Annotated in this window: 5 protein-coding genes; 2 read left to right on the forward strand and 3 right to left on the reverse strand. The window is 63.0% G+C overall.

The genetic code is table 11. The features are described from left to right. Positions 1–22: 22 nt before the first annotated feature. Both ACLH0H_RS17700 and ACLH0H_RS17705 read left to right on the forward strand, forming a co-directional pair. On the forward strand, positions 23–12,904 hold the full coding sequence (locus ACLH0H_RS17700; protein ID WP_411378981.1) for a non-ribosomal peptide synthetase: 12,882 nt from the start codon (positions 23–25) through the stop codon (positions 12,902–12,904). A 128-nt stretch (positions 12,905–13,032) separates the two neighbouring features. Further along, a complete protein-coding gene (locus ACLH0H_RS17705; RefSeq protein WP_411378982.1) occupies positions 13,033–15,741 on the forward strand; it encodes a hypothetical protein in 2,709 nt (902 codons plus the stop codon). A 56-nt stretch (positions 15,742–15,797) separates the two neighbouring features. Here the strand turns inward: ACLH0H_RS17705 and dsbG are convergent, their stop codons facing one another. From dsbG to dsbD, 3 genes are read right to left on the reverse strand one after another with little or no spacing between them, the layout of a single operon-like run. Beyond that, the gene (gene dsbG, locus ACLH0H_RS17710; RefSeq protein WP_411378983.1) at positions 15,798–16,559 is read right to left on the reverse strand and encodes a thiol:disulfide interchange protein DsbG; all 762 of its coding nucleotides are present in this window, start codon (positions 16,557–16,559) and stop codon (positions 15,798–15,800) included. Then, positions 16,535–17,380: a prolipoprotein diacylglyceryl transferase family protein gene (locus tag ACLH0H_RS17715; protein ID WP_411378984.1), complete on the reverse strand. Its 846-nt coding sequence runs from the start codon at positions 17,378–17,380 to the stop codon at positions 16,535–16,537. The genes dsbG and ACLH0H_RS17715 overlap by 25 nt, the downstream gene beginning before the upstream one ends. After that, positions 17,381–19,108: a protein-disulfide reductase DsbD gene (dsbD, locus tag ACLH0H_RS17720; protein ID WP_411378985.1), complete on the reverse strand. Its 1,728-nt coding sequence runs from the start codon at positions 19,106–19,108 to the stop codon at positions 17,381–17,383. Positions 19,109–19,126 lie beyond the last annotated feature (18 nt).

Raw genomic sequence — 19,126 nt, forward strand, 5'->3', positions numbered from 1 at the left:
GCCGATTTCAGGCAGGAACCCCATGATGGACGCCTTCGAACTTCCCCTCACGCTGGTCCAGTCCCTTCAGCGCCGCGCCGCGCAGACCCCGGACCAGGTGGCCCTGCGCTTCCTCGCCGAGTCCGCCGAACAGAGCGTGGTGCTCAGTTACCGCGACCTGGACCAACGCGCCCGCTGCATCGCCGCCGCCTTGCAGGCCAATGCGAGCCAGGGCGACCGTGCGGTGTTGCTGTTCCCCAGCGGCCCGGATTACGTCGCGGCGTTCTTTGGCTGCCTCTACGCTGGCGTCATCGCGGTGCCGGCCTACCCGCCGGAGTCGACCCGCCGTCATCACCAGGAGCGTCTACTGTCGATCATCAGCGATGCGGAGCCGCGCCTGTTGCTGACCATCGCCAGCCTTGCCGACGGCTTGGCGCAGATCGAAGGCGCGCCGCCCATAATGAGCATCGATCATCTGAAAAGCGCTGGCGATTGGATCGCTCCCGACCTGCACCCCAACGACATCGCCTTCCTGCAATACACCTCCGGCTCGACCGCGCTGCCTAAGGGCGTGCAGGTCAGCCACGGCAACCTGGTGGCCAACGAAGTGCTGATCCGTCGCGGCTTCGGCATCGACCTCAACCCGGATGACGTGATCGTCAGCTGGCTGCCGCTGTACCACGACATGGGCCTGATCGGCGGCCTGCTGCAACCGATCTTCAGCGGCGTGCCCTGTGTGCTGATGTCGCCGGCCTACTTTCTCGGCCGGCCGTTGCGCTGGCTCGAAGCGATCAGCGAATACGGCGGCACAATCAGCGGCGGCCCGGATTTCGCTTATCGCCTGTGCAGCGAGCGGGTCAGCGAATCGGCCTTGGAGCGCCTCGACTTGAGCCACTGGCGCGTGGCGTATTCCGGCTCCGAACCGATCCGCCTCGACACCCTGGAACGCTTCGCCGAGAAGTTCACCGCCTGCGGTTTCACCCCGAACAATTTCTTCGCCTCCTATGGTCTGGCCGAGGCGACCCTGTTTGTCGCCGGTGGCAAACGTGGCCACGGCATTGCGGCGCTGCATGTCGATGAACAGGCGCTGGCCGCCAACCGCGCCGAGCCTGGGCAGGGCAGTGCGATCATGAGCTGCGGTACCAGCCAGCCCGAACACGCCGTACTGATCGCCGACCCACACACCCTGAGCGAACTGGCCGACAACCGCGTGGGCGAACTCTGGGCCAGCGGGCCGAGCATCGCCCATGGCTACTGGCGCAACCCCGAAGCCACGGCCAGGACCTTCGTGCAACATGCCGGGCGTACCTGGCTGCGCACCGGCGACCTGGGCTTTATCCGCGACGGCCAGGTGTACATCACTGGCCGCCTCAAAGACCTGCTGATCGTGCGCGGCCACAACCTCTACCCGCAGGACATCGAGCAGACCATCGAGCGCGAAGTGGAGGTGGTGCGCAAGGGCCGGGTTGCCGCATTTGCCGTGAATGATCAGGACCTGGAAGGCATCGGCATTGCCGCTGAAATCAGCCGCAGCGTGCAGAAAATCCTGCCGCCCGAAGCGCTGGTCAAGGCGATCCGCCAGGCCGTCGCCGAGGCGTATCAGCAAGCGCCGAGCGTGGTGGTATTGCTCAATCCCGGTGCGTTGCCGAAGACGTCCAGCGGCAAGGTGCAACGTGCGGCGTGCGCGCTTCGCCACAAGGATGGCAGCCTCGACAGCTATGCACAGTTCCCCGACCTGCAAGCGCCGGCGAGCCATGGGGGGCTGGAATCCGAGCTGCAAGACCGCATCGCCGCGATCTGGTGTGAGCAACTGCACGTCGCCTCCGTCGCCGCCGATGACCACTTCTTCCTGCTCGGCGGCAACTCCATCACCGCCACCCAGGTGGTCGCGCGCCTGCGTGAAACCCTGGGCCTGGAGCTGAACCTGCGCCTGCTGTTCGAAGCGCCAACCCTGCAAGGTTTTGCCGCCGGCGTTGCGCAGTTGCAGCAGGATGGCGGCCTTGCCCAAGGTGCGATCCCTTGCCTGTCGCGCCACGACGAGCTGCCCCAATCCCTGGCGCAAAACCGCCTGTGGATCACCTGGCAACTGGACCCGTACAGCAGCGCCTATACCATCCCCGGTGCCCTGCGCCTGCGCGGCGAGCTGGATGAAGACGCCGTGCGTTTGAGCTTCGAGCAATTGACCCAGCGTCACGAAGCCCTGCGCACCCGCTTTTACGAGAGAGACGGCCAGGCCTTCCAGCGTATCGATGCCAAAAGCGCTTTCGAGCTGCACGTCATCGACCTCAGCGACCTGCCTGCGGCCAAGCGCGAAGCGCGCGCGCAGCAGATCCGCGAAGACGAAGCCCGCACCCGGTTCGACCTGGAAAAAGGCCCGCTGCTTCGGGTAACCCTGGTGCGCCTGGACGATGAAGATCACCAACTGCTGGTGACGCTGCACCACATCATCGCCGATGGCTGGTCGCTGAATATCCTCATGGACGAGTTCTCACGCCTGTACGCCGCCTTTGCCCAAGGCCAGACCCTGGCGTTGCCACCCCTGGCCCTGCACTACGCCGACTACGGCAGCTGGCAGCGCCAATGGCTGGCCGCAGGCGAAGGCCAGCGCCAGTTGGCGTACTGGAAAGCGCAACTGGGAGACGAGCATCCCGCTCTGATCCTGGCCACCGACCACCCGCGCGCGGCGCAACAGCACCGCAGCGCTTCGCGGCACACCGTGCGCCTGGAGGCCGGCCTCAGCCACGCCATTCGCCATACCGCCCAGGCCAGCGAGTCCACCTCGTTCATGCTGTTGCTGGCGGCCTATCAGGTGCTGCTCTACCGTTACAGCGGCCAGCGCGATATCCGCATCGGCGTGCCCAGCGCCAACCGCCCGCGCCAGGAAACCCAAGGCCTGGTCGGCTTCTTCATCAATACGCAGGTCATGCGTGCCGAGCTGGACGGGCGCTTGCCGTTCAACACGCTGTTGGCCGCTACTCGCGACACGGCGTTGGGCGCCCAGGCGCATCAGGACCTGCCGTTCGAGCAACTGCTGGAAGCGTTCCCCCAGGCCCGCGAACAAGGCCTGTTCCAAGTCATGTTCAATCATCAGCAACGCGACCTTAGCGCCTTGCGCCGTCTCCCGGGGCTGCTCGCCGACGAGTTGGCCTGGCACAGCCGCGAGGCCAAGTTCGACCTGCAACTGCACAGCGAAGAAGACCGCAACGGGCGCCTGAGCCTGTCGTTCGACTACGCCGACGAACTGTTCGACACCGCCACCATCCAGCGCATGGCCACGCACTACATCAACCTGCTCCAGGCGATCTGCGAACAACCGCAACAGGCCATCGGCGAACTCGCGCTGATGCAGCACGACGAGCAGCAACCGTGGAGCCAGGCACCTTGCGCGCCTGCGCAACAGTGGCTGCCCGAACTGCTCAACCAGCACACCACGGACAGCACCGCACTGGTCTGGCAGGACGGCCACCTGAGCTTTGCCCAACTGCACACCCAGGCCAATCGCCTGGCCCATTACCTGCGCGACAAAGGCGTCGGCCCGGACGTGTGCGTGGCCATCGCCGCCGAGCGCTCGCCGCAACTGCTGATCGGCCTGCTGGCGATTATCAAGGCCGGTGGCGCCTACGTGCCGCTCGACCCGGATTACCCCGCCGAGCGCCTGGCCTACATGCTCAAGGACAGCGGCGTGCATTTGTTGCTGACCCAGACCGCGTTGCTGGAACAACTGCCCAGTGCCAGCGGCGTGTGCGTGATTGCGATGGACAGCCTGCACTTGGACAGTTGGCCCACCCAGCCACCCGGCCTGCGCCTGCACGGCGATAACCTGGCCTATGTGATCTACACCTCCGGTTCCACCGGCCAGCCCAAGGGCGTGGGCAATACCCATGCCGCCCTGGCCGAGCGCTTGCAGTGGATGCAGGCCACCTATCAATTGAATGAAACCGACGTGCTGCTGCAAAAGGCGCCGATCAGTTTCGACGTGTCGGTGTGGGAATGCTTCTGGCCGCTGATCACCGGTTGCCGCCTGGTGCTGGCCGGCCCTGGCGAGCACCGTGACCCGCACTGTATCGCACAGTTGGTGCAGCAACACGGGGTGACCACGTTGCACTTCGTGCCGCCGCTGCTGCAATTGTTTATCGACGAACCCCTGGCAGCCGAATGCACCAGTCTGCGTCGCCTGTTCTCCGGCGGCGAAGCCTTGCCCGCCGAGTTGCGCAACCGCGTCTTGGCGCAGCTGCCGGCGGTGCAGTTGCACAACCGCTATGGCCCGACCGAAACCGCGATCAACGTGACCCACTGGCACTGCCGCGCCGAAGACGGCGAGCGTTCACCGATTGGTCGCCCGCTGGGCAATGTGACCTGCCGTGTGCTGGATGAGCAGCTCAACCCCGTGCCGTTGGGCGTGCCGGGTGAACTGTGCATCGGCGGCATCGGCCTGGCCCGGGGTTACCTTGGGCGTGCCGGGCTGACGGCCGAGCGTTTTGTCGCCGACCACTCGGGTGCGCGCCTGTACCGTACCGGTGACCGCGCGCGCTGGAGCGCCGGCGGGGTGCTCGAGTACCTCGGCCGTCTCGACCAGCAGGTCAAGCTGCGCGGTTTCCGGGTGGAACCGCAAGAAATCGAAGCGCGCCTGCTGGCCCTGGACGGCATCGGCCAAGCCGTCGTGCTGGTGCGCGACGGGCAATTGATCGGCTACTTCACCGCCCATGGCGAACTTGACGAACAGCAGGTCAAAACCGCCCTGGCCGCCGAGCTGCCGGAGTACATGGTGCCCGCGCTGCTGATACGCCTGGACGCCATGCCCTTGAGCCCCAGCGGTAAGCTGGATCGTCGCGCGCTGCCGGATCCGGTGTGGCAAACCCGCGAACATGTCGAACCCGAGACCCCTTTGCAGCAGCAGATCGCCGCGATCTGGCGCGAAGTGCTGGGCCTGCCGCGCGTTGGCCTGCGTGATGACTTCTTCGCCCTGGGCGGCCACTCGTTGCTGGCTACGCAAATCATCTCCCGTACCCGCCAGGCCTGTGATGTCGAGCTGCCGTTGCGCATCTTGTTCGAAGCCAGTGAGTTGGGCGCATTTGCCGAGCAAGTCGGCTTGATCCAGGCCTCAGGCCAACGCAACCAGCAGACCGCCATCGCCAAGGTCGACCGCAGCCAACCGGTGCCGCTGTCGTATTCCCAGCAGCGCATGTGGTTCCTGTGGCAGATGGAACCGGACAGCCCGGCCTACAACGTCGGTGGCATGGCGCGCCTGCGTGGTGTACTGGATGTGGGGCGTTTCGAGGCGGCGCTGCAGGCGCTGATCATGCGTCACGAAACCCTGCGCACCACTTTCCCGAGCATCGATGGCGTGGCCTATCAAAAGGTCTCGCCGCAAACGGGCCTGCGCATGGACTGGCAGGACGTCTCAAGCCTCGGCGAATCCGAGCGCCAACTGCGTCTGCAACAACTGGCCGATCAAGAAGCGCACACGCCGTTCAACCTGGAAACAGGGCCGTTGCTGCGTGCGTGCCTGGTCAAGGCCGGCGAGCAGGAACACTATCTGGTGCTGACCCTGCACCACATCGTCACCGAAGGCTGGGCCATGGACATCTTTGCCCGTGAACTCAGCGCGCTGTACGAAGCCTTTATCGACGAACGCGAATCGCCGCTGGCGCCGTTACCGGTGCAGTACCTGGACTACAGCGTGTGGCAACGCCAATGGCTGGAATCCGGCGAACGCCAGCGCCAGCTGGACTACTGGACCGCGCAACTGGGCAACGAACATCCGCTGCTGGAACTGCCTGGCGACCGGCCACGGCCGCCTGTGCAAAGCCACCGGGGCGAGCTGTACCGCTTCGATCTGAGCGATGACCTGGCCGCCCGCGTGCGTGCGTTCAATGCCGAGCGCGGCTTGACCCTGTTCATGACCATGACCGCCACCCTGGCCGTATTGCTCTACCGCTACAGCGGCCAGAACGACCTGCGCATCGGTGCGCCCGTGGCCAACCGCATTCGCCCGGAAAGCGAAGGCTTGATTGGCGCGTTCCTCAATACCCAGGTGCTGCGTTGCCAGCTCGATGGGCAGATGACTGTGGCGCAGTTGTTTGAGCAGGTGCGCCACACCGTGATCGAGGGCCAGTCCCATCAGGACCTGCCATTCGACCATTTGGTCGAAGCCCTGCAACCGCCGCGCAGCGCGGCCTACAACCCGCTGTTCCAGGTGATGTGCAATGTGCAGCGCTGGGAGTTCCAGCAAAGCCGCCAGTTGGCCGGCATGAGCGTGGAGTACTTGGCGAACGACGCCCGCGCGACCAAGTTCGACCTCAACCTGGAAGTCACCGACCTTGACCATCGCCTGGGTTGCTGCCTGACCTACAGCACCGACCTGTTCGACGAGCCGCGCATCGCACGCATGGCCGAGCATTGGCGCAACCTGCTGGAGGCCTTGATCACGGACCCCCAACAGCGCCTCAGCGAACTGCCGTTGCTCAGCGCCACCGAGCAACGCGTATTGCAGGACAGCCTGGGTATCGAAGCGGGCGAACGCCGCCTCGACCAGTGTCTTCATCCATTGTTCAGCCAGCAGGCGGCAGCCCGTGGCGATGCGCCCGCGCTGACCTTTGCCGGTGTGACGCTCAGCTACCGTGAACTGGACGCTCGCGCCAACCGCCTGGCCTGGATGCTGCGCGAGCGCGGCGTCGGCCCACAGGTGCGCGTCGGCCTGGCGCTGCCGCGTTCCCTGGAAATGGTCATCGGCCTGCTGGCGATCCTCAAGGCCGGCGGTGCCTATGTGCCGCTGGACCCGGAATACCCGCTGGACCGTCTGCACTACATGATCGAAGACAGCGGCATTGGCCTGCTGCTCAGCGACGCGGCCATGTTCCAGGCCCTCGGCGAATTGCCGGCGAGCGTGGCGTGCTGGTGCCTTGAGGATGATGTGCCGCGGCTTGCCGACTACCCGAGCGATGAGCTGCCGTTTATCAGCCTGGCGCACCATCAGGCCTACTTGATCTACACCTCCGGCTCCACCGGCAAGCCGAAAGGCGTGGTGGTGTGCCACGGTGAAATCGCCATGCATTGCCAGGCCGTGATCGAGCGTTTCGGCATGCGCCCGGACGACTGCGAACTGCACTTTTATTCGATCAACTTCGACGCCGCCACCGAGCGTTTGCTGGTGCCGCTGCTCAGCGGTGCGCAGGTGGTGCTGCGAGCCCAGGGCCAGTGGGATGCGCAAGAAATCTGCGCGCTGATCCGCACCCATCGCGTCAACATTCTGGGCTTTACGCCCAGCTACGGCAGCCAGTTGGCGCAGTGGCTGGCGACCCGGCAGCAGACCTTGCCGGTGCGCATGTGCATCACCGGCGGCGAAGCGCTCACCGGCGAGCACTTGCAGCGCATCCGCGCGGCGTTCCAGCCTCACATGTTCTTCAACGCCTACGGTCCGACCGAAACCGTGGTGATGCCGCTGGCCAGCCTTGCGCCCGAGCAGTTGGAGGAGGGTACCGGCAGCGTGCCGATCGGCAGCATTATCGGTGACCGTGTGGCCTATATTCTCGACGCCGACTTGGCGTTGCTGCCGCAGGGGGCGAGCGGCGAGTTGTATATCGGCGGCGCCGGCCTGGCCCAGGGTTATCACCAGCGTCCCGGCATGACCGCCGAGCGCTTTGTCGCCGACCCGTTTGCCCGCAATGGCGCACGGCTGTACCGCACCGGCGACCTGGTGCGCCAGCGCGCCGATGGCCTGGTGGAATACTTGGGGCGCATCGATCATCAGGTGAAGATCCGCGGTTTCCGTATTGAACTGGGCGAAATCGAAACCCGCCTGCTGGAACACGAAGCTGTGCGCGAAGCGGTGGTGCTGGCGCTGGATGCGCCGAGTGGCAAACAGCTGGTGGCGTACCTGGTCAGCGACGCCGACCACGCCACGTTGCGAGACGCGCTGAAGATCCACCTCAAGGCGCATCTGCCGGACTACATGGTGCCGGCGCACCTGATCGTACTGGACAGCATGCCGCTGACCGCCAACGGCAAACTCGACCGCCGGGCCTTGCCGCAACCCGATCCCGAGGCCAACCGCCACGCCTACGTGGCGCCGCGCAATACGCTCGAAAGCACGTTGGCGGCGATCTGGTGCGCGGTGTTGAACGTGCAGCAAGTCGGCCTGGACGATAACTTCTTTGAGCTGGGCGGCGACTCGATCCTGTCGATCCAGGTGGTCAGCCGTGCACGGCAGGCGGGCATACACTTCAGCCCGCGTGACCTGTTCCAGCACCAGACCGTGCAGACCCTGGCCGCCGTTGCCACGCGCACCGAGCAGGTCACGGCGGAGCAGGGCGTGCTGACCGGTAGCTCGGGCCTCACGCCGATCCAGCACTGGTTCTTCGACACCGAGATTCCACAGCGTCAGCACTGGAACCAGGCGCTGGTCCTAAAACCGCTGCAACTGCTGCAGCCCCATCGCCTGGAACAAGCGCTGCTGGCCGTGCTGGAACACCACGACGCCCTGCGCCTGAGCTTCAGCAAGCGCGACGCGCAGTGGCACGCCGAACATCTGGCGGTGCCCCAAGGCGGGGTGCTGCTGCAGGCGCAAGTGCGCGACATGGCGGACTGCACCGCCTTGTTCACCGACACCCAGCGCAGCCTCGACCTGCAGCACGGTCCGCTGCTGCGCGCCTTGCTGGTGGACGGTCCCGAGGGCCAGCAACGCCTGCTGATCGCGATCCATCATCTGGTGGTGGATGGCGTGTCGTGGCGCGTGTTGCTGGAAGACGTGCAAACGGTCTACCGCCAACTCAGCGACGGCCAGCCCGTCAGCCTGCCGGCCAAGACCAGCGCCCTGCGTGACTGGGCCGCGCGTTTGCAAGCCTATGCCGGCAGCGAATCGCTGCGTGAAGAGTTGAGCCTCTGGCAGGCGCAACTGGCCGGGCCCGACACGGCATTGCCGGTGGCCCGCGCGCAAGGCTCGCTGCGCCATCGCGATGCCGACAGCGTCAGCGTGCGCCTGGACGCCGAACACACCCGCCAGTTGCTGCAACAGGCACCGAGCGCCTATCGCACCCAGGTCAACGACCTGCTGCTGACCGCCCTGGCGCGCGTGCTGTGCCGCTGGAGCGGGCACGCCTCGGCGCTGATCCAGCTGGAAGGCCACGGCCGCGAAGCCCTGTTCGATGACATCGACCTGACCCGCAGTGTCGGCTGGTTCACCAGTGCTTATCCGCTACGCCTGACCCCGCAAGCGACCCAGGGCGACTCGATCAAGGCGATCAAGGAACAACTGCGCGGCGTGCCGCATAAAGGCTTGGGTTACGGCGTGCTGCGCTACCTGGCGGATGATGCCTGCAGACAGAGCATGGCCGCACTGCCGAGCGCGCCGATCACCTTCAACTACCTTGGCCAGTTCGACCAGAGCTTCGGCGCCGATGCGCTGTTCCATCCGCTGGATGAATCCGCAGGCCTGGCCCATGATCCGGACGCGCCGCTGCCCAACGAACTCAGCGTCGACAGCCAGGTGTACGGCGGTGAGCTGGTGCTGCGCTGGACCTTCAGCCGCGAGCGATTTGATCCGCGCACGATTGGCGAACTGGCCGATGCCTACCTGGCTGAACTGCAAAGCCTGGTCCAACACTGTATCCAGGACGATGCCGGCGGCCTCACGCCGTCCGACTTCCCCCTGGCGCACCTGACCCAGTCACAACTCGACAGCCTGCCGGTGCCGGCCAGCGCCATCGAAGACGTCTACCCGCTGACCCCGATGCAGGAAGGCCTGCTGCTGCACACCCTGCTGGAACCGGGCACCGGCCTTTACTACATGCAGGACCGCTACCGCATCAACAGCGCCCTGGACCCCGAGCGTTTCGCCCAGGCCTGGCAGGCGGTGATCGCCCGCCACGAAGCCCTGCGCGCGTCGTTCTGCTGGAACGTCGGCGAAGACATGCTGCAAGTCATCCATAAACCCGGCAGCACGCCGATCGAATACCTGGACTGGAGCAACGACCCGCAAGCCGAACAGGAACCACGCCTGCAAGCCCTGCTCAAGCAGGAGCGCGAAGCCGGTTTCGATCTGCTCAACCAGGCGCCGTTCCACCTGCGCCTGATCCGCGTCGCCGAGGCGCGCTACTGGTTCATGATGAGCAACCACCACATCCTCATCGATGCCTGGTGCCGTTCGTTGCTGATGAATGACTTCTTCGACCTCTACACGGCCCTCGGCGAAGGCCGCGACGCGCAACTGGCCGCGCCACCGCGCTACCGCGACTACATTGCCTGGCTGCAACGCCAGGACCTGAATGAAGCGCGCCAGTGGTGGCAACAGAACCTGCAAGGCTTCGAGCGCACCACGCCGATTCCGAGCGACCGGCCGTTCCTGCGCGAACACGCGGGCCACAGCGGCGGCATGGTGGTGGGGGACTGCTACACCCGTCTCGATGCGCGCGACGGTGCGCAACTGCGCGAGCTGGCCCAGGCCCATCAGTTGACCATCAACACCTTTGCCCAGGCGGCATGGGCCCTTGTGTTGCGCCGTTTGAGCGGCGAGCGCGACGTGGTGTTCGGCGTTACCGTGGCCGGGCGCCCGGTGGACATGCCCGAGATGCAGCGCACCGTCGGCCTGTTCATCAACAGCATCGCGCTGCGGGTCAAACTGCCCGAGGATGATCAGCGCTGCAGCGTGCGCCAATGGCTGAGCGGCCTGCTCGACAGCAATATGCAACTGCGCGAGTACGAATACCTGCCGTTGGTGACGATCCAGGAACACAGCGAACTGCCCAAGGGCCAGCCGTTGTTCGACAGCCTGTTCGTGTTCGAAAACGCCCCGGTGGAAGTCTCGGTGCTGGACCGTGCACAGAGTCTCAATGCCACCTCGGATTCGGGCCGCACCCACACCAACTTCCCGCTGACCGCCGTGTGCTATCCAGGCGATGACCTCGGATTGCACCTCTCCTATGACCAGCGCTACTTCGACGAAACCACCGTGCAAGGCATGCTGGGCGAGTTCAAGCGCTTGCTGCTGGCGCTGGTGCAGGGTTTCCATGGCGACATGGCGGACCTGCCGCTGATGGGCGAGCAGGAGCGTGAGTTCCTGCTCAACGGCTGCAACCAGAGCGAACATGACTACCCGCTGGAACGCAGCTATGTCGAACTGTTCGAAGCCCAGGTGGCGGCGCATCCGCAGCGCATCGTTGCCAGTTGCCTGGACCAGCAATGGAGCTATGACACGCTGAACCGGAAGGCTAACGGCCTGGGCCATGCGCTGATCGCGGCGGGTGTCGGCCTGGATCAACCGGTGGCGTTGCTGGCCGAGCGCGGCCTTGATTTGCTCGGCATGATCATCGGCAGCTTCAAGGCCGGTGCCGGTTACCTGCCGCTGGACCCGGGCCTGCCGAGCCAGCGCTTGCGCAGCATCATCGAGCTGAGCCGCACGCCCTTGCTGGTGTGCACCGAGGCATGCCGCGAACAGGCGATCGAGTTGCTGGAAGGGTTCGACTGCCAATTGCTGGTGTGGGAAGAAGTGCCCGCACGCGGGGAAAACCCCGGCATTTACAGCGGCCCGGACAACCTCGCCTATGTGATCTACACCTCGGGTTCTACCGGCTTGCCCAAGGGCGTGATGGTGGAACAGCGCGGCATGCTCAATAACCAGCTGAGCAAGGCGCCGTACCTGGCCTTGAGCGACGCGGATGTGATCGCGCAGACCGCGTCACAGAGCTTCGATATTTCCGTGTGGCAGTTCCTCGCCGCGCCGCTGTTCGGCGCACGGGTGGACATTGTGCCGAACAGCATCGCCCATGATCCCCAAGGCTTGCTGGAACATGTCCAGGCCCAAGGCATCACCCTGCTGGAAAGCGTACCGTCGCTGATCCAGGGCATGTTGGCCCAGGACCGTATTGGCCTGGATGGCCTGCGCTGGATGCTGCCGACCGGTGAAGCCATGCCGCCGGAACTGGCGCATCAGTGGTTGCTGCGTTATCCGCAGATTGGCCTGGTAAACGCCTATGGCCCGGCGGAATGTTCCGACGACGTAGCGTTCTTCCGCGTCGACCTGGCCTCGACCCGTGGCACTTATCTGCCGATTGGCACGCCGACCGACAACAACCGTTTGTATCTGCTCGATGGTGCTTTGGAGCTGGTTCCCCAGGGCGTGGTGGGCGAGTTGTGCGTCGCCGGTACGGGTGTCGGTCGCGGCTACGTCAGCGACCCGCTGCGCACCGCCCCGGTGTTTGTGCCCAACCCGTTTGGCGCACCGGGCGAGCGGCTCTACCGCACCGGCGACCTCGCGCGGCGACGCAGCGACGGCGTGCTGGAGTACGTCGGGCGTATCGACCACCAGGTGAAGATTCGCGGCTACCGCATCGAACTCGGCGAAATCGAAGCGCGCCTGCACGAACAACCCGAAGTCCGCGATGCGGCCGTGAGCGTGCAGGAAGGCATCAACGGCAAGCACCTGGTCGGCTATCTGGTGGCGGCGGACGCCTCGCTGAGCCCAAGCGAACGCCTGGACCGCATCAAGCAACGCCTGCGCGCCGAACTGCCGGACTACATGGTGCCGCTGCACTGGCTCTGGCTCGACCGCCTGCCGCTCAACGCCAACGGCAAACTCGATCGCAAGGCCCTGCCGGCCCTGGAAATCGGCCAGCTTCACAGCCAGGACTACCTGGCGCCGCGCAACGAGCTGGAAACCACCTTGGCCGCGATCTGGGCCGAGGTGCTCAAGGTCGAGCGGGTTGGGGTGGCGGACAACTTCTTCGAACTGGGCGGGCATTCGTTGCTGGCCACGCAGATCGCTTCGCGGGTGCAGAAGACCTTGCAGCGGGATGTGCCGCTGAGGGCGATGTTCGAGTGCAGTACGGTGGCGGAGTTGGCTGAATATATTGAGGGGTTGGCGGGGAATGAGATCAGTGCCGGGACGGTGGATCGGTTGAGTGATTTGATGGCGGAGTTGGAGGGGCTTTGAGGGGGCCGTTTGTCAGAACTGTTAATTCTGACAGTAGGCGAGCGGATGCCAAAAGAGCTCACTGAAGGGAGACCCTTGGCTTCAGATCGAGTCAAGGAGAACAGCATCTGGAACAAGGAGTTCTTACCATGGTTAAGAAAATCCCAGCGTCGAACGCACCCTCTAACGTTATCAGAGCGCAAAAGCCCAAGCGGCCAAAACCCAAAGCTGTTGAAGTGAACAGTCCGGTAGTTTCCAGTGAGCAGAACGGAACGGTTGCGACCTCTCGCATGGTGGGTTCACACCTGACATTTGATTCACGATTGGACAAGGATGAACCCATTATCGCCAGCTTCCACACGAAGGAAACACCCGGGTTGGAGTTCGAGGATATTGTGTATTCAGGCGGTGAGTCTGGCGCAGAGGAAACTGAAATTCCTCTGCCTTACATGACGGCGGCAATGGGGAAAACGCTCGTCATTTCGAATACCGGGAAAGTGCAAGGGCAGGTAGCCGCTTCTTTGAAGAAAGAGGTGTTGATCGAGTTTTACCAAGCAAACGAAAGTAAAAAGTACGCACCTTATTTTCTCCACGAAAAAATCTATCAAAACTCACCTGTCATTGACATGCACGATTTCAAAGGGGACGCTCTCGTCAAGACGGAGATTCCTTATCTTGCCCAAGTAAATGATAGATTTTACTGCACCCTTGTTACTCGGCAATTTAGTCGAAAGCCCGTTTTTTACCCAGTGGCTGACGGATATGCGTTAACAGCTGAGGATATAGCTTCGGGCGAACTCACTCACGCTGTTAGACGTGCTTGGCTGGCGCGACAAATACCGCTATATGAGTCAATGACCCTGCAGTGTGCCTACATCACGAGTGGCGAAGCTGCCCAACCTCCAGCTGAGGTTACTAATCCTGATGAAGAGACGCGTCTTCCGAAAAATGCCCTTCAAATGCCATATCGCCGCACTGCTGCTTTCATTGGGGATCAAGGCCTTGATCTGCCTCCCCCGGATTTGCAACAGTCTACGTTTTTCAACGGTAAGTGGTGGCTTAACCCTGAAAACACCAAAGAGGGTGGGGATGTACACGTCCCCACCTTGGACACCTATGCAGGCGACCGCATCTGTTTCTATCTGAGCGGGCCTGATCATGCGCCTAAGTCACTCGGCTGCGTGACCATTGAAAATGATGGAGATCCGGCAACCATCGAACTGTCGCCTTGTGACATTGCTTGTTTCTTTAACAAAGAGATGAGGCTGATGTACACCCTTGGATTCCCCAATAGTGAGGGGGTGCAGGAATCGCCTGAGCAAGCGATCAATGTTTTGGTTACTCAATTTCCCCATCCGGGTATTGAGCAAGCAACTAATGGGATATTGGACCTTAGGACGTTTTCTGGTGATCCCACAGGGTGGGTAGATGTCTGGAATTATGCCGACTGCGCAAAATGTTGCTGGATGTGGATTACGGGTGAGCGTGAGGATGGCAGCGCCTATCGTTTTGATATTTTGGTGGATGCACCTGTTACAGATGCCTGGAAGGCAAATGGGGTGGACACGCCTATCCTGAGGGCTGAGTTGCAAGAGCTGGCTGATTGTAGTGAGTTTGAGCTGCATTTTGCGGGGAGTTATTGTGGCAAGTGTGAGCTGGAGAATGCGCACCAATTCCCAGCTCAGACTTTCACTATCGAGCAAGAGCCTCTTGTACTGCCTGAGCCAAGAGTGACCGAAGCGGTGGGCACTAACTTGACCGCTTGGAATGGACGCAACGGCATACATGTCGAAGTGGAGTACATCGGTAGCAACCCCAAGCACTCCATCAGTGTTTGCTGGAAGAAACCGGACGGTACTTGCTGGCCATTGGCCCCCAAACCCGGCAGCACGAAGGGCGCTGTGGTCTTTGCGCTGCCGTCGGAGGCTGTGATCGAAAGCTTGGGTAAACAGGTGGAGATCACTAGCAAGGTCATCACCGCGTGCAAGGTGCAGACGTCGCCGCCGTTGAATTTGAGGATCAGCCTTCCTGTGCGCGTTCAAACGCCGAATCTGCTGCAGGCTACGCCCCCCAGAACGCAAAACGGCATTGTGGATACGCGAACATTCGCCGGGAATGCCGACTCCTTCATAGATTGGATGTGGTTCTTGCGAGCAGGACAGAAGTGCTCGCTTCGGGCGACCGGAATCGATAAGAGCGGCGCTCCCTACAGTTTTGTTGTGTATGCGGCTCGAACGATTACAGCTGCGGAAGAATCGGCAGCGTTCGAGGTGGCGGCAACTGTATTGCGATCCGAATTGGTGAAGGCAAAAGATCGGTCCTCCATGACCTTCACATGGAGCGTGTCGACTGACGGTAGCCCGAACGAGAATGTGTTTTGTCCACCGCGCGTGCTGATTGTGCGTGTGCTTACGATGGTAATGGAAAATTTCGAGAGTCTCCCGGGAGGTTACTACACAGCGGGGACCGTATTGAGTACGCCGCTGATGACCATCCGGCATTATCAAGCGACTATGGGCGTACATGGCGGCTACAGTAGCGACTCGAGTATGACGTCGGGAAACGCTATCGCATTTTCCTGCTCTGCGGGAGAAGGTAATTTACCGAGGCAACAGGTCGACTTCACCCTCAAGTCGGGCTACTCGCGTTTAAGGTTTGCCTATATGCGACATGTGTACTATGGACAATTTTCGTTCTACAACACTTCGGGAGTGAAAATCGGGGACCGCACTTTTACTGCTGGGAGTCCGACTGATAATTGGATTGATTTCACGGCGCCAAATGGTGAGTTGATCACAAAAGTTGTAGTGATTACTCAGCAGCACTCTTATACGGACAACTGGCAACTCTTTAGCTAGATCGATCCTTGACGAGCGCGCCCATGAATAAGATGGGCGCTTTCCAAACCTGCGTTCTACTTCGGTCCAAGTATCTTCACCAACTTCTCCGGCGAAGGCGCCCCCTGCTGTTGCTGCAACCCACCCTTGTCATCCAGATAGAAAATCGCCGGCGTCGCCGACAACTCCAGTTCATCCATCAACTTCATATTGCTATCAAGCTTGGCCTCAATATCCGCCGGGATATTGTTCAGTGCCTGCAACTTGCTGCCTTTACCCGCCGCTTCATGTTCCTGCAGAGCTTTTTGCGGGTCCTTGGCGGCAAACAGCGCGGCGGATTTGCCTGGGCTGTCTTCGCGGATGATGCCGACCATGATGTGACGCAACTGCACCTTGCCGGCTTTTACCCACGGGCGGGCCTGTTCCCAGAACATGTTGCAGTAGGGGCAGTTGGGGTCGCTGAACAGGTAGACGGTGCGCGGCGCATTGACGTCGCCGTCCTGGATCCAGCTGCTTTTTTCCAGCTTGGCCCAGACTTCCTTGGCCATCGGCGCGTACACCAGTTTTTCCAGCGGCGCGCTGCTCAGGTCATTACCCTGGGCGTCGTACAGGTTGCCGGCGATCACGCTGTTGCCGTCGGCGGTCAGGTACAGCGCCATGCCGCGGTTCTGGTATTGCGCGGCGTAGCCGGTGAGGCCGCTGGGGGCGTCGAATTTGCCGAGGATTTTGGCGCCCTTGGCCTCGATCTGTTTGATCGGTGCCGGCCAGTCTTCGGCGTGAGCCAGGGTGGCGGCCAGTGTCAGTGGCAGCAGGGTCAGCAGGTGGCGGAGGCGGGGCATGTGGGTTTCCTTGTTGTATCGGTGTCGAAGGGTTCCATGGCTCGGGCCAGGCTGGCTTGGGACAGTTCGCCGAGGTGGCTGTTGATCAGGCGTCCGTCGGCTGTGTAGAACAACGTGGTGGGCAGCGCCATCGAACCCACGGCCTGGCCGAGGCGGCCGCTGGCGTCGAACAGTACGTTGTCGAGGGTCAGGCCCTGGGTGGCGAGGAAGGTTGCAACGCTTTGCATGCTTTCGGCCTGATTGACGAACAGGAAGGTCACGTCGGGGCGCTGGTGCTGGGCGCGTTCAAGTACCGGCATCTCGCGACGGCACGGCGGGCACCAGGTGGCCCAGAGGTTGATCACTAATGGGCCGCCCTTGTAGTCGGCCAGTTGCACCACATCGCCATTGGCATTGCGTAAGGTGATGTCCGGCAACTGCGAGCCCTTGTCATACAGGCTCAGGGAAACATTGGCCATGCCCCAGAAAACCAGACCGGTGATCACTCCGGCGCCCAGTGGCTTGCGCAGGGTTGGGCGTCGCCAGCCGTAGGCCAGCGCGCCGAGGACCAGTGCGATCACGCCGGGCCAGGCGAGGAAACCGCCGTCGCGCAGGTCGACCATCTGCAGCGGGTCGTGGCGGTAATCGCTCCAGTACATCAGCACAAAACTGACGCGGGCGACCAGCATGCCCAGCAGGAACAGGCTGAACAGCACCGATTCCGGGTTTTCACCGCCGCGCTTGGCCACGCGCCAACCCACCAGTGTGGCCAGGATCAGCGCACTGATCAGCAGCAGGTGATTCAGGGCAATGGCGAAGGTGCCGATGGTCAGGGTCAGCATTCAGAAGGCGTCCCGGGTTTGCGTCCAGCGTTGCAGGAAGGCGGCGGCATCCACTTCGCCGGTGATGCGTTGGGCGCGGCGTTCTTCGCCGTTGGGACCGATCCAGATGAAGGTCGGCGGGCCAGGGACTTTGTAGCGGCCGAGCAGCTCGCGGCTGGCGGCGTTGTCGGCGGTGACGTCCAGGCGAAGCAGGCGCACGTCTTTCAGGGCTTGCATGACTTCGGGTTTGCCGAACACCTGCTTCTCCATGATCTTGCACGAGACGCACCAGTCCGCGTAGTAGTCCACCAGCACCCATTGGCCCTGGGCCTTGGCGCTGTCGAGCTGGGTTTGCAGCACGGCGGGGTCGTTGATGGTCATGAAGGCGTCGTGGGCGGTCGATACGGCGGCGGCCCGCGAGCCGCTGTAGACCTTCAGCGGTTGCCACAGATCAGCGCTGCCACCGGCTGCGCCCACCACCAGCACGGCGCCCCACAGGCCCAGCACCAGGGAACCGGCGCCAAACACCTTGGCGGCCAGGCCGTATTCGCGGGCCAGGGTCCAACCGCAGTAAGCCATCACCAGCGCGAGTGCGCCCCACAGACCGATCCACAGGGCGTCGTCAATCACCGGGCGAATCATCAGCACGGCGGTGCCGAGGAACAGGAAGCCGAAGATGCCCTTGAGCACGTTCATCCAGGTGCCCGGCTTGGGCAGGAAGCGGTTGCCCACGGTCACCAGCAGCAACAACGGAATACCGATGCCGATGCCCATGGTGAACAGGATCAGGCCTCCGTGCAGCGCATTGCCGGTCTGGGCGATATAGAGCAGCGCGCCCGCCAGGGGCGCGGTCATGCACGGGCCGACCAACAGGCCGGACAGCGCGCCGAGCACCCCCGCGCCTACCAGGCTGCCGCCGCTTTGCCGGCGGCTGACGTTGTCGAGGCGGTCCCGCAGGAACACGGGCAGTTGCAGTTCAAAGAAGCCGAACATCGGCAGGGCGAGGATCACGAACAGGGCCGCGAAACTGCCGAGGATCCACGGCGTTTGTAGCCACGCGGCGAGGTTGGCGCCGAGCAATGCGGCCAGCACGCCCAATGCCGCATACACCAGCGCCATGCACACCACGTAGCTGCTGGCCAAGGCAAAACCGCGACGGGGGCTGGCGCCACTGCCCACCACCAGGCCGGCGAGAATCGGCAGCATCGGCAAGGAGCACGGTGCAAACGCCAGCAGCAGGCCCAGGCCAAAGAACAGCAGCAGGCTCCAGCCCAGGCTGCGTTGTTGCAGGCCACTGGCCAGGCTTTGGTCCTGAGCTTGGGCGGTAGCGGCGACTGCCGAGTTGCCGCCCAGGTCCACGGTGATCGACTGCGGCGGGTAGCACAGGCCCGCATCGGCGCAGCCCTGCCAGCCCAGCTTGACCTGGCCGGTGGCGCCGGCCGGAATCTTCACTTCCAGGCCCTGGCGATACACTTGCTGCTCGCCGAAGAACTCATCGCTATGGGCTTCACCCTGGGGCAACACGGGCTTTTCGGCCAGGCCATCGAACTTCATGCGCTGCTGATACAGGTAATAGCCATCGGCAATCTGCCAATACAGCTGGGTCTCGCCGCTTTCAAGACGTTCGGAGGTAAAGGTGAAGGCTTTCCCCACCGGGAGGAAGTCGGGTTTTGTTTCAAACGGGTTGCCCGGCGCGGCCTGGGCGAACCCCGCGAACAACACCAGCAGAAAGGTAAACAGATGCCGCATGGTCAAGCCTTAGTTCGA

Origin of the sequence: Pseudomonas sp. MPB26, from assembly GCF_046605355.1 — a bacterium.
Classification (GTDB): domain Bacteria; phylum Pseudomonadota; class Gammaproteobacteria; order Pseudomonadales; family Pseudomonadaceae; genus Aquipseudomonas; species Aquipseudomonas cedrina.

Bases quoted from the DNA above. Each gene is read 5' to 3' on its own strand.
- ACLH0H_RS17700 (WP_411378981.1), top strand. From the start codon at position 23: ATGATGGACGCCTTCGAACTTCCCCTCACGCTGGTCCAGTCCCTTCAG.
- ACLH0H_RS17705 (WP_411378982.1), top strand. From the start codon at position 13,033: ATGGTTAAGAAAATCCCAGCGTCGAACGCACCCTCTAACGTTATCAGA.
- dsbG (WP_411378983.1), bottom strand. From the start codon at position 16,559: ATGCCCCGCCTCCGCCACCTGCTGACCCTGCTGCCACTGACACTGGCC.
- ACLH0H_RS17715 (WP_411378984.1), bottom strand. From the start codon at position 17,380: ATGCTGACCCTGACCATCGGCACCTTCGCCATTGCCCTGAATCACCTG.
- dsbD (WP_411378985.1), bottom strand. From the start codon at position 19,108: ATGCGGCATCTGTTTACCTTTCTGCTGGTGTTGTTCGCGGGGTTCGCC.